This is a genomic window from Fretibacter rubidus (assembly GCF_041429785.1).
Classification (GTDB): domain Bacteria; phylum Pseudomonadota; class Alphaproteobacteria; order Caulobacterales; family Maricaulaceae; genus Fretibacter; species Fretibacter rubidus.
Window position 1 is genome coordinate 2,803,803 of the sequence record NZ_CP163423.1, and the last position, 11,592, is coordinate 2,815,394.

The 11,592-nt window shown below is 51.4% G+C and carries 12 protein-coding genes; 8 read left to right on the plus strand and 4 right to left on the minus strand.

Translation table 11 applies throughout. The annotated features are described in order from the left end of the window. Positions 1 to 37 precede the first annotated feature (37 nt). Positions 38 to 805, plus strand: a complete 768-nt coding sequence (gene ubiG / locus AB6B37_RS12970) for a bifunctional 2-polyprenyl-6-hydroxyphenol methylase/3-demethylubiquinol 3-O-methyltransferase UbiG (RefSeq protein WP_371396234.1) — start codon at positions 38 to 40, stop codon at positions 803 to 805. Beyond that, positions 802 to 1,581, plus strand: a complete 780-nt coding sequence (locus tag AB6B37_RS12975) for a hypothetical protein (protein ID WP_371396235.1) — start codon at positions 802 to 804, stop codon at positions 1,579 to 1,581. The genes ubiG and AB6B37_RS12975 overlap by 4 nt, the downstream gene beginning before the upstream one ends. Here AB6B37_RS12975 and rpoN read toward each other — a convergent pair. Together rpoN and AB6B37_RS12985 are read right to left on the minus strand one after the other, a co-directional pair. After that, positions 1,578 to 3,068 (minus strand): RNA polymerase factor sigma-54, encoded by a 1,491-nt coding sequence (gene rpoN / locus AB6B37_RS12980; RefSeq protein WP_371396236.1) that lies wholly within the window; start codon positions 3,066 to 3,068, stop codon positions 1,578 to 1,580. The two genes, AB6B37_RS12975 and rpoN, sit on opposite strands and share 4 nt — an antisense overlap. Before the next feature lie 160 nt (positions 3,069 to 3,228). Further along, positions 3,229 to 5,496, minus strand: coding sequence for an AAA family ATPase (locus AB6B37_RS12985; protein WP_371396238.1), 2,268 nt, complete (start codon positions 5,494 to 5,496; stop codon positions 3,229 to 3,231). A gap of 74 nt (positions 5,497 to 5,570) precedes the next feature. Here AB6B37_RS12985 and AB6B37_RS12990 point away from each other — a divergent pair, with 74 nt between their 5' ends. Further along, complete coding sequence (locus tag AB6B37_RS12990) at positions 5,571 to 6,227, plus strand: phosphoribosylanthranilate isomerase (RefSeq protein ID WP_371396239.1); 657 nt, start codon at positions 5,571 to 5,573, stop codon at positions 6,225 to 6,227. 34 nt (positions 6,228 to 6,261) lie between these two features. On the opposite strand, the gene AB6B37_RS12995 is transcribed toward AB6B37_RS12990, so the two are convergent. Further along, entirely contained in the window at positions 6,262 to 6,657 is a 396-nt protein-coding gene (locus AB6B37_RS12995) for a hypothetical protein (protein WP_371396240.1), read from the minus strand. A 279-nt stretch (positions 6,658 to 6,936) separates the two neighbouring features. On the opposite strand from AB6B37_RS12995, the gene trpB reads away from it, so the two are divergent. Genes trpB through trpA form a run of 3 tightly spaced genes read left to right on the plus strand, consistent with a single transcriptional unit; the run spans position 6,937 to position 10,231 of the window. Next, complete coding sequence (gene trpB, locus AB6B37_RS13000; protein WP_371396241.1) at positions 6,937 to 8,199, plus strand: tryptophan synthase subunit beta; 1,263 nt, start codon at positions 6,937 to 6,939, stop codon at positions 8,197 to 8,199. Then, complete coding sequence (locus AB6B37_RS13005; protein ID WP_371396242.1) at positions 8,200 to 9,408, plus strand: DUF418 domain-containing protein; 1,209 nt, start codon at positions 8,200 to 8,202, stop codon at positions 9,406 to 9,408. It begins immediately after the preceding gene. Between the two features lie 31 nt (positions 9,409 to 9,439). Then, positions 9,440 to 10,231 carry a tryptophan synthase subunit alpha gene (gene trpA / locus AB6B37_RS13010; protein WP_371396243.1) on the plus strand — a complete coding sequence of 264 codons (792 nt, stop codon included), beginning with the start codon at positions 9,440 to 9,442 and terminating at the stop codon, positions 10,229 to 10,231. A gap of 6 nt (positions 10,232 to 10,237) precedes the next feature. On the opposite strand, the gene AB6B37_RS13015 is transcribed toward trpA, so the two are convergent. Beyond that, positions 10,238 to 10,513: a metal-sensitive transcriptional regulator gene (locus AB6B37_RS13015; RefSeq protein ID WP_371396245.1), complete on the minus strand. Its 276-nt coding sequence runs from the start codon at positions 10,511 to 10,513 to the stop codon at positions 10,238 to 10,240. Between the two features lie 60 nt (positions 10,514 to 10,573). Here AB6B37_RS13015 and AB6B37_RS13020 point away from each other — a divergent pair, with 60 nt between their 5' ends. Together AB6B37_RS13020 and AB6B37_RS13025 are read left to right on the plus strand one after the other, a co-directional pair. Then, positions 10,574 to 11,239, plus strand: coding sequence for a hypothetical protein (locus tag AB6B37_RS13020; RefSeq protein ID WP_371396247.1), 666 nt, complete (start codon positions 10,574 to 10,576; stop codon positions 11,237 to 11,239). A gap of 9 nt (positions 11,240 to 11,248) precedes the next feature. Further along, the gene (locus AB6B37_RS13025; protein WP_371396248.1) at positions 11,249 to 11,590 is read left to right on the plus strand and encodes a hypothetical protein; all 342 of its coding nucleotides are present in this window, start codon (positions 11,249 to 11,251) and stop codon (positions 11,588 to 11,590) included. The last annotated feature ends 2 nt before the right edge of the window (positions 11,591 to 11,592 follow it).

Consider the following 11,592-nt stretch of genomic DNA (forward strand, 5'->3'; position numbering starts at 1 on the left):
GTTATAGTGAGACGAAACATAAACCGAGCACTATATTATGGCCCATTCTGAAACCGCCCCCGAAACCATCTCCCGCGTGTCCGTTGACCCAGCGGAAATGGCGAGCTTTTCGCGCATGGCCGAAGATTGGTGGAACCTAGACGGTATGTTCCGCCCGCTACACGAAATGAACGGCGCGCGACTGGGCTTTATCAAAGATACACTATGCGAGCATTTTCACCGCGACCCAGATGCAGAGCTGCCCTTAAAGGGTCTACGGGTCTTAGATATTGGGTGCGGCGGTGGGTTGTTATGCGAGCCTATGACACGGCTGGGCGCGCAAGTCACAGGGGTTGACGCGCTGGAACGGAATTTAAAAACCGCCAAAACCCACGCCGAACAAATGGGCCTTGATATTGATTACCGCCACGGCACCATTGAGCAATTAGTGGAAAGCGGCGAGACCCCCTATGACGCGGTGTTGAACATGGAAGTGATTGAACATGTCGCCAATCCGCCAGAGTTTATGGCTGATTGCGGGGCGATGGTGCGGCCCGGTGGCGTGATGATATGTTCCACCATTAATCGCACGATGAAGGCGTTTTTATTCGCCATTGTCGGCGCGGAATATGTCCTGCGTTGGTTGCCGCGCGGGACACATCAATATGAAAAGCTTGTCCGCCCGAGCGAGATACAAAGCTGGCTGAGCAATGCTGGCCTAACGCCAGAACCCAGTGTCGGCATGAGCCTGAATCCCGTGACCCGCCATTGGAAATTTTCGGATGATTTATCAATTAATTACGTCACGGTTGGCATCCGGTCATGAACGATAGCTTTCGCCAAATCAGCAACCTGATACTTGCGCCGATGATGTGGGTCTGTTCCTCGCTCGGCTTTATATTTCCCAGCGCGCGCAGTCCCGCCGATATGTCAGATGCGAATACAAGTTTGCTGGTCCCGTCGGGTATTGCCTTTTCTATTTGGCTTCCGATTTTTGCGCTTTGTATCACTTACGGCGTTATTCAGGCCCTACCCAAAAATAAAACGCGAGATATTTTCCGTATCATTGGCCCGTGGAGCGCAGCTGGATTTTTCGGTGTTTGCCTATGGGGCATCGTCAATGCCTTTGCGCCCATCACGCCTACATTTGATTGGGCGCAATGGGGGACAGCGATCATCTTTGTGCCGACGATGCTACTCCTCGTCAAAGCCATGCTGCTTGTAACGGACCATAAAGAAAAACTATTGGGGTTAGAGCGTTACGCCGCTTACGGTGGATTATCGATGATTGCGGGGTGGTGCTCGATCGCCGTATTCCTTAATTGGACACCACAAATGGTCGGGATGATGACAGGCGCAGGCATGGGCATGCAAATCGCCAATATCGTGATGCTCTCGCTCGCGCTTCTATGGGCGGTCTTTATCATCCGCAAAAGCGGCGCGAACCGTGTTTATGCCTTTCCCATCATCTGGGGACTAGCATTCGTTGTGTTAAAGCGCGCCACAGTCGAGCCGATGCAAATGATGGTTTTAGTCGCCGCCGCAATTGGGATTGCCGTATTGATAACGACGTCAGTCATCAGGCCCAAAGCCGCACTTTAGCCCGCTTGGTGAGCCAAAATACGGCGGCGCTCGACACTGCTGGGCACGCCCATAGACTCGCGGTATTTGGCCACCGTGCGGCGCGCAATATCGATACCTTGGGCTTTTAGAAGGTCGACGATTTTATCATCAGATTTAACCGTCTTGGGGGTCTCCTCTGAAATCAGGATTTTAATCTTGTGACGCACAGCTTCCGCACTATGGGCTTCGCCGCCGCCAAGCGCAGGGATCGATGCGGTAAAGAAATATTTCAGCTCGAATGTGCCCCGCGGTGTGGCCATATATTTATTGGAGGTGACACGGCTGACCGTGCTTTCGTGCATCTCAATCGCTTCGGCCACAGTTTTCAAATTGAGCGGCCGTAGATGATCAATACCATACGCGAAAAAACCGTCTTGTTGTTTGACGATTTCGCTCGCAACTTTCAGGATTGTACGCGCGCGTTGGTCGAGCGATTTCACCAGCCAATTTGCATTTTGCTCGCACTCACTCATAAATGTCTGCGTGGCTTCGTCACTATTTTTGCCCGACAATTTTGCAAAATAGCGGTTATTGACCAGAACACGCGGTAAGGTATCGGCGTTTAATTCCACCGTCCATCCGCCTTGTGATGTCTCTTTGATAAACACATCAGGTTCCACGGTCGCCGCCATATCAGAACCATAAGCCAGACCGGGTTTGGGCGACAAAGCCCGTAGCTTTGACACCATCGACATGAGCGCGTCTTTGGACACACCGCAGCGTTTGGCCAGCGCGTTTAAATCATGTTTAGCCAGCAGCTCTAAGTTTTCAATCATCGCCTGCATCGGGCCATCAAGCTCGCCTAATTCTTTTAATTGCAAGGTCAGGCATTCACGAAGGTCCCGCGCAAAAACGCCTGTTGGCTCAAAGGTTTGCAGCGTGGTAAGCAGCGATTGCACCCGGGTCACACTCACGCCGAGACGCTCTGATATATCAGACAAATCTCCGCGCAAATATCCGTTCTCATCAACCTGGTCGATAAGATACTGCCCAATGAGGCGGTCTTTGGGGTCGTGCAAAGCCATGGCCAACTGCGCGTTTAAATGATCCGACAGTGATATTTCTGCCGCTGTATTATCCATGGGGTCATAATCTGAGCTGCCGTTAAAGCTGCCGCCGCTACTGCTTGATTTTGACCAATCAACGGTGCCGCCGACATCGGCGGGGCCGTCTTCTGAATTAATCGTATGGTCGGGCACATCCAACGTGTCAGAGGCTTCTTTGGCGGGGGCGTCCAGCGATATTTCGCTGTAGCTTTCCGTGCTCTCGCCCGCGCTGACGTCCTCGCCGCGGCGGTTTTCGTCACCCGTCCCGCGCTCTAACAATGGATTGCTTTCCAGCTGTTCTTCGACAAAAGCCGCCAGTTCAATATTAGAGAGTTGCAACAGCTTAATCGCTTGCTGCAATTGCGGTGTCATCACCAAAGATTGCGATTGTTTTTGTACTAAGCGCGGCGCAACAGCCATGTCATTCACCCATATTCAAAAGGCCATAACGGCCAATATCCATTCACGATACTCACGGGGCTTTGCCCTCATTAAGGATGGGTTTAGGGGAAAAACTTTAAAATATGGTTGTCAGAGCGAAAGTTGGCGCGATTATTGCTAGGCTGCGGTTTGATGCGGGTTAGTCTTCATCCATTGGGGTAATTGGTGGCGGGACATAGCTTTCGAGTGTGCCCGCCTCTTTCGCCGCCTCCCAAATTTCCTGATTCGCACGGATTTGCAGAATAGCAGCGTCGATGAGGGCAGAGGCTTCGGCGGGGTCACGTTTGAGGCGGGTAAGTGTGAGAGCGAGGCCTTGAGAGAATTGAGTGACGTAAGGATGGTTTTTCGGAATTTGATTAGTTTGAACCATTAATTTCAGAACCGCACAGGCACGAGCAGCATAGAAAATACCTTCTTTAAAATCGCCCTTATCATTGAATTGAACTCTTAAATTGTTCAAACGTACAGCTGTTGATAAATGTATCTCTCCTAAAGCCTGACGTGTTTTTAGTAGGGCATCAGCATTGTAGTTCGATGCCTTGCCGAGGAGGTCTTGTTGCCTCTCAGAGTCTTCTTCATGACGCGCCCAATCTGAATACAGCACGCCTATATTTCCAAGCGCGCTAGCGATTACGTGCATTGGGGCGTCGTTATCTTGACGTAACTTTAACGCCTTTAAAAAATGCGTTTCCGCCTCTTTCAATCGCCGCCGCGCCCTATAAAATTCAGCTAATCCAATATGTGTATCTGCGATTGAAAGCTCTTCATTCGGAAGTGCGGTTTTTAATGTAATAATGTGATTAAATGCTTGTTCAATTTCAGCATCCAAGGCTTCTCTTGCCGCGCCAGTTTCAGTGCGCGCGAGTTTATCCTTCGTCACGGTCATATTGTGCAGCGCCGTAAGATATTCTGATGATTTTGGTCCGTGCAGGCGCTCATATAACTCTACCTCATGCTGACCCAGCGTCATTGTACGCTTATGATCCCCAGTCGCATTAGACAAAAATACACCCATTTTATTTAACCAGAAACTCGCTAAAATTCCGGTCTTACCTGACATTATATCGACAGCAGATGTGAGCGCCTCTGCATGCGGCGCGAGTCGGTGATAGGCGGGCCAATTGTCACTATCAAATTGTGCATCGCCTGAAACTTGCGCAGCCCCAAGGCGTCCCGTTACCCCCGCGTAGACGGCTTCATCAGCACCCATGGCTTGGCGTAGGGCCGCTTGGGTTGTGCGGTGAATACGGCGTGTATCGTTATCGCGCCATATTGCGGGGTAAAGCAGGGAATGGTTTTCACACGCCGCCAAAGCGCGGGTAAGTTTCATTTCACTATTGCAGATCGTATTTAGCGGCTCGGGCAAGGCATCCAAGCCTTTAGCCTTTAAGCCCGCCGCACCCCGCATAAAAAATCCAGCGTCAATATCGTTCGGGTCCATAAAGGCCGCGATTTTAAGGATGGCTTTCGCCTCATCATCAAGTCGGTCAAAGGCCATCAAGACAGCCTTAACGACCGACTTTTCGTATCGTTTATTCCCGCCTTCTTTATTAAAAACATCGGGAACTTTAAAGCTTTTATACTCCGTTATGTAATCCCCTAAAGACCCCGCATAAAGTTTAAGGTCGCGACCCACAACATCTAGGGCAAGCGGTAAATAATCCAAAGTTTTGGAAAAGCTTTGTAACTCTTCATCGATTTCACGCTCGGATAATTCGCTTAAGAGCTCTGTCGCATCTTCGGGCTTAAGGGGGCCTAATGTGTTTACCGCATAACCATCAGGCCAGTCTTTTTGTTGGGAGGTAATGATGAAATCCACATTGTCCATATCGCAGGCAAAATCCTGCGCGAGGCGACATTGTGCGTCAGCATCAGCATTATCAAGAATGATAAGGTAGCGGTGTCCGCTCTCTTGCATCTTTTGAAACGCTGTTTGGATATAGGCCTTTTCACCTAATTTCGGATCAACGCCTAGCTGCGCGGCAAGCATTTCCAATTCGACCTTCATACCAGAAGCAGAATTTAACGTCAGCATAATCCAGTCAGCGTAGCGCTCTCCCTTATGACGCTTTCCGTAATCACGCGCCAACACGGTTTTGCCAATGCCCGGCGCGCCGTGAATAATGTAGGGAGCCTTATTTATGGTGAAATGATTGTCCAAAGCCGCATGCGCTATTTCCCGTCCGATAAGATCAGAATCAATTTTATGTATAGCTGTGGGAGGTTTGGATCGACCACTCAGAAATTTTTTGACCGTCGCTCTTATAGAATGTCGGAATATCCACCCTAAGACCCCCAAGATTGGTAAGCCTAAAGACACCCAGAATTCCAGCGGCATACCCATAGGTTCGCATTGCGATAAATCGCTTGCGCTCCATGCTGCTTCACATTCTTTAATCCAAGACACGGACACCCTCCCTCACCACTCGCATAACATGCAATTTGTCGCGCAACAAGAATTAGGGCTTTGCGGGTTGGGGCGTGAATGCTACCTCCCACCCCATGACAACCCTTGTTAAAATATGCGGCCTGACCCGCGACGAAGATGTGGCGACAGCCATTGAATGCGGCGCTGGGTTTTTGGGGTTTATCGTGGACGCGCCGAGCAAACGGCGGCTTAGCGTGAGCGCCGCGGCCGCGCTTGCCTTGTCCGCGAAAGGCATCGTCCCGCGCGTGGCGGTGACGGTCAATGCGGATGATGATTTACTCTCCCGCATCATGGCCGAAATGACGCCTGATTATATTCAATGCCACGGCGACGAGGCCCCTGAACGGGTGGCAGAGATTGCTGCACGATACGGCGTCAAAACCATCAAAGCCTGCGCCGTGGCGGATGACAACGACATGAAAACCGCCGAGACCTTTGTCGGGGCGGCGGATTTGATATTATTTGACGCCAAGCCCCCCAAAGGCAGCGACGTGCGCGGCGGCCACGGGGTGATGATTGATTGGGCGATTATCAAACGCGCGCCCTTGCCCAAGCTCTACGCGCTGGCGGGTGGTCTGACGCCTGATAATGTTGCGGATGCCGTTAACCAAACACGCGCGCCAATCGTCGACGTGTCCTCTGGTGTCGAAGCCTCCCCAGGCGTGAAAGACGCGGCAAAAATCCGCGCCTTTATTCAGGCTGTGACCTAGTCAACAGCTTACCCCGCTACAGACGGACGTTCCCCTAAAGACGGACATCCCAAAGAACTGAGAACGACGCAGGTTCACGAATCCATGCTTTTAGCCCCGGGCTGACAAGCCATTTCACATGAATATCTTCTGTTGTGCCTGTCGCGCACACATCACCCACAGCGGTCATTGTAAATGATGGCCGAAACCCACCATTATTCTCGCCCATATAATATGACCCAAGCGTCGTGCTGCCCTGCATGATATGAAAAACAACGCCCCAGTTCGCTGACATCGTCGGTATTGTGAGGCCGCTTATGCTCAGCGTTGCCAAAAATGAATAATTTGAGTCGCCCGCTTGAATCGTCATTGGGCTGAGCCCTGCGATGTCGGTCAATGTTGTTGGTCCTGTAATATTAGGACTCTGTATAATTTTTCTATAGATTGCCATTTTCATATCTCCTGTGAATAAATGCGCCGTAAGCGCAAAGTCCCAAGATCAGAACCCGCCGTCCAAGAGCCGTAAGTCACGACCAATGATAGCGGGATATGAATATAAGATATGTGCGCCCAAACAGACTTTAACGGACACAGGCCATAAAATCCAGTCAGCAGATAAGCGCTTTATAATGGCCCCCAAAATCCATCTTGCGGCATCTTTGCGCTAGCCATACCTTACACCAAGGCCTAAAAGTTCAGTCTACCCATCACGCCAGCCAAAGGCCCTGTCATGAGCAAAGTCGACAATATCACAACACCGGATGAGAATGGGCGGTTCGGCGCTTTTGGCGGTCGCTATGTGGCGGAAACGCTTATGCCGCCCATCTTGGAGCTTGAAGCGGCCTATGAAGATGCCAAAGCCGACCCTGCTTTCCTGTCAGAGCTAGATGATTTTTTTGCCCATTACGTCGGTCGCCCTAGCCCGCTTTATTATGCGCAGCGCCTGACGGATTATGCGCGTGATAATAACGGCGGCAAGGCGGCCAAGATTTACTTCAAGCGCGACGAGCTGAACCACACTGGCGCGCATAAGATTAACAATTGCATGGGCCAAATCCTACTGGCCAGACGGATGGGTAAGACGCGCATCATTGCCGAGACAGGCGCAGGCCAGCACGGCGTGGCCACCGCCACAGTCGCGGCGCGCTTTGGCCTAAAATGTATCGTCTATATGGGCGCGACCGATATTGTGCGGCAAAAACCTAATGTCTTTCGTATGCGGTTGCTTGGAGCTGAAGTGCGCTCAGTGAGCAGCGGTACAGCGACCTTGAAAGACGCCATGAACGAAGCGCTACGCGATTGGGTGACAAATGTGGGCGACACATTTTATTGTATCGGCACAGTCGCAGGCCCGCATCCCTATCCCGCTATGGTGCGCGATTTCCAAGCCATTATTGGCCGCGAAGCCAAGACGCAAATTTTGGACCGCGAAGGCCGCCTGCCCGACGCGGTAGTCGCCTGTATTGGCGGCGGCTCAAATGCCATGGGATTGTTTCATGATTTTGTCGGCGATACATCTGTGCGCCTGATTGGGGTCGAGGCTGCAGGACGCGGGGTCGATACAGGCCTTCATGCCGCGAGCCTAACGGGCGGCACACCGGGCGTGTTGCATGGTAACCGCACCTATTTGCTACAAGACAGCGACGGACAAATTAAAGACGCGCATTCCATTTCAGCAGGACTCGACTATCCCGGCATTGGCCCGGAACATGCTTATTTACACGATATTGGCCGCGCAGAATATGTCTCCGCCACTGATGATGAAGCCCTAGAGGCGTTCCAACTTTGCTCCCGCCTCGAAGGCATATTGCCCGCGCTAGAACCCTCCCATGCCATCCACCGCACAATCGAGGTCGCCCAAGGCTACGGCAATGACGGGCTGGTTATCATGAATATGTGCGGACGCGGCGACAAAGACGTCTTCACAATCGCCGAAGCCCTAGGCGAGGAAATATCCGCCGGTACAGACGGTGTGAACACGAAGGCCTATTAAATGACCCCCACCGCCTCATACGCCGAACAAAGCGCAGCAGCAGGGCGGCATATTATGCCTGACCTTGTGCGGGCCTTTGCGGTTTTGGGGATTGTTTTGGTCAATGTGGCTTATTTTGCCTATCCGGGTGAAGTGACCTATCATTACGGAGGGCTTCGGACGTCATGGGACAGCGGCGCCTATTTTTTAGTGAACAGTTTTTTCCTGTTCAAATCCTATACGCTGTTCTCATTTATGTTTGGGGTCGGTGTCGCTTACCAAATGACGTCAGCACAAAAGCGTGGCACGGGATTTGGCGCGCGCTATAGCCGCCGCTTGGTCGGACTATTATTGCTGGGCATTGCCCATGTCAGCTTTGCCTTTGTTGGTGATATTTTAATTATCTACGCGGCCTTTGGTGCGCTTTTATATCTGTTTCGCAACCGCCCTGTGAAAACGTTAAAGCGATGGGCAATAGGCTTGATAATCGTTCAAATTTTAATGGCCTTTGCTGCCGCTGCCGCCTTTTATGCGTGGAACACATTTGACCCTGATGATGTGGCGAAAAATGTCGCGGCCATGCAAGACGGGTTTCCGCTTTACCGCGAAGTTTACGGTCGTGGGAGTTTTAAAGACATCATGGCCCTGCGTTGGAGCGATTGGGGCGGTTTCATTTTATTTTCTATCCCGCTTCAAGGCCCCTTGATTTTAGCGTTTTTCATTTGGGGACTTATTGCGGTTAAAACAGGCGTATTGACCGATGCGAAGGCCAAAATTTGGCGCAAAGCACGCCGCTTTTATTTACCTGTTGGCGTCATCTTAAGCCTCGCGGGGGCCTATATGATACATCTATCACCTGCGCCGTTAAGCAGCCAAGAGATGCTAGGCACGGCTTTAATTGTCTTGGGCTCGCCTTTTTCGACACTCGGCTATTTGGGGCTTATTGCCAAATGGGTCGAAGCGCCGCCTAGCCGCCTTAAGACCTTTATGGCGCGCGGCGGCACGGCAACCCTTTCGGCTTATCTGATGCAATCCATAATATTGTCTCTGGTCTTTACAGGATACGGCCTTGGCCAATACGGACAAATAACGGCTTTTGGTTGTATCATGCTTGCGCTGGCTGTGGGTATCGCTTCTTTAGTTTTTGTTAGCCTCTGGCGAAAACGCTTTGCTTATGGCCCGTTTGAGTTTTTGCTCCGCCGCTTTACCTATTGGGGTGATAATCGCTAGATTTGTGAAAAAAATTGACCTAAACGGCCCCATGACCAATCGTATTACCCAAACGTTCAAAGCGCTAGCCTCTCTCAATTCTACGGCTTTTGTCGGCTATATGATGGGGGGTGACCCTGACCGTACGCAGAGCCAAAAGCTGCTGAACGCTTTGCCCGATGCAGGTGTGGATATAATCGAGCTTGGCATGCCCTTTACTGATCCTGCTGCTGACGGGCCAACGATTGAGGATGCGGGACTTCGTAGCTTAAAGGCGGGCACGAGCCTTAGCACTATCCTTGATATGGTGCGTGATTTTCGAAAGACCAATGTCACGACACCGCTGATTATTATGGGATATTGCAATCCTGTGCATCACATGGGCTATAGCGCTTTTGCCAAGGCGGCGAGCGAAGCCGGTGTAGACGGCGCGATTATTGTCGACCTACCGCCTGAAGAAGATAGCGAGCTACGCGCCGCCTTTGAAGCGCATGACTTGGCGCTTATCCGTCTTGCTACGCCCACAACAGACGCGGCACGACTGCCAAAGGTGGTCGCAGGCACAAAAGGCTTTGTCTATTACGTGTCCATGACAGGGATCACCGGATCCGCAATGACAAAAGGCGGCGCGATTAAAGACCAAGTGGCGGCTGTGCGCAAAGCATCAAGCTTACCCGTTGTTGTTGGTTTTGGTGTTAAAACACCAGAGCGCGCCACAGAAATTGCGCGTGACGCGGACGGTGTTGTGGTCGGATCTGCGATCGTTCAAACATTTCATGAGCACGGACACGACGCGGCTATTGCGCTTGTCCGCAGCCTCGCCGAAGCAACGCACAACGCATAAGTCTAGCTAGCGTTTGGACAGTAGATCCACCAATTCAGCGACTTTCGTTTCGCGTTCCGCGACGTCATCACTGGCGATAGCGGCGGCCAGGCAATGATCTACATGATCTTTTAAAAGCTCGCCTTCGACCTTATTGAGCGCCGCGCGCGCGGCCTTTACCTGCACCAGAATATCGATGCAATAACGATCTTCATCGATCATTTTTTGCAAACCGCGTACTTGCCCCTCGATACGAGAAAGACGTTTACGGGCATTATCGCGGCGTGTTTTACGATCTGGCATATGATTGTACTTTAAAAATAATTCATTTGATATTACCGCTTAGATATACCATAGGGGGGTATGCGTCAAACAGCTATATTAATCGTTATCATAGCGGCTAGTTTTATGAGCCTGCCTGCCAACGCCCGCCCCGTGTCCTATCCGGGTGGATGGACAGTAATGTTGCGCAATGATGTTGATATAAATAGTGCCCATATTCATTACACCCCCGACCCGAAACACAGTGTCGGCGCGCGAATAATCTATGACCGCAAGGGTGATTTTATCTACACAGGCGTGCAAGTGAACCGCTTGATCAAACGCTGGAACAAGGTCGATAGCCAAGCCAATATTTACGGCATGGTCAGCGCAGGGCTCGTTACGGATGAAACCTCTGGCCCATTTAAACGCCGTGACGACGGGGCCGGGTTTATTGCGCTAGCCGCTGATTGGGAGACGCGGCGATATTTTGTGTCGGCCAGTGCGGAACATTGGGAGCGTGGCCAGTATGATGACGAGACGGCTTATCACGGGCGGCTCGGTATTGCGCCCTATGTTGCGGGCACGGGCGCGCTGCATACGTGGGTCATGGTCGAAGGACATCATAAACCCGAAAGCGACGGCCTCGTTAAAAATGATAATGTCGGGGCAACCGCACTCTTGCGATTTTTCAAAGGGCCGAGCCTATTGGAGGTCGGTATTGACGACCAAGGTGAAGCCCTGCTTAATTATATTCACCGATTTTAGGAGACGATAATGTCCATAGTTAAAACGATTTTAGCCAGCACAATGCTGGCGACAGCGGCGTTGGCCGCGCCTATCGCCAATGCAAACCCCAGTGTAGAGGAAATCGCGCACATTAAAGCAACTGCCGATATCACTGTGGGCTTAAAGGGCTTGGTCTGTGATTTTTGCTCCATCGCGCTCAACAAGACGTTCAAAAAACATAAAGCGGTTGCGGCGACCTATGTTGATCTCGACACCAAAGCCATGTCCGTTGTTTTAAAAGACGGCATGAACATGAATGATGCGGAGCTCACAAAATTGGTCGAAAGCGCAGGCTATAATGTGAACGGCATCACCCGCAAAGACGGCTAGTT

What these genes read in the sequence shown, in the direction of transcription:
- AB6B37_RS13005 (WP_371396242.1), top strand. Translation starts at nt 8,200, where the DNA reads ATGACCCCCACCGCCTCATACGCCGAACAAAGCGCAGCAGCAGGGCGG.
- AB6B37_RS13020 (WP_371396247.1), top strand. Translation starts at nt 10,574, where the DNA reads ATGCGTCAAACAGCTATATTAATCGTTATCATAGCGGCTAGTTTTATG.
- AB6B37_RS13025 (WP_371396248.1), top strand. Translation starts at nt 11,249, where the DNA reads ATGTCCATAGTTAAAACGATTTTAGCCAGCACAATGCTGGCGACAGCG.
- rpoN (WP_371396236.1), bottom strand. Translation starts at nt 3,068, where the DNA reads ATGGCTGTTGCGCCGCGCTTAGTACAAAAACAATCGCAATCTTTGGTG.
- trpB (WP_371396241.1), top strand. Translation starts at nt 6,937, where the DNA reads ATGAGCAAAGTCGACAATATCACAACACCGGATGAGAATGGGCGGTTC.
- AB6B37_RS13015 (WP_371396245.1), bottom strand. Translation starts at nt 10,513, where the DNA reads ATGCCAGATCGTAAAACACGCCGCGATAATGCCCGTAAACGTCTTTCT.
- trpA (WP_371396243.1), top strand. Translation starts at nt 9,440, where the DNA reads ATGACCAATCGTATTACCCAAACGTTCAAAGCGCTAGCCTCTCTCAAT.
- AB6B37_RS12975 (WP_371396235.1), top strand. Translation starts at nt 802, where the DNA reads ATGAACGATAGCTTTCGCCAAATCAGCAACCTGATACTTGCGCCGATG.
- AB6B37_RS12995 (WP_371396240.1), bottom strand. Translation starts at nt 6,657, where the DNA reads ATGGCAATCTATAGAAAAATTATACAGAGTCCTAATATTACAGGACCA.
- ubiG (WP_371396234.1), top strand. Translation starts at nt 38, where the DNA reads ATGGCCCATTCTGAAACCGCCCCCGAAACCATCTCCCGCGTGTCCGTT.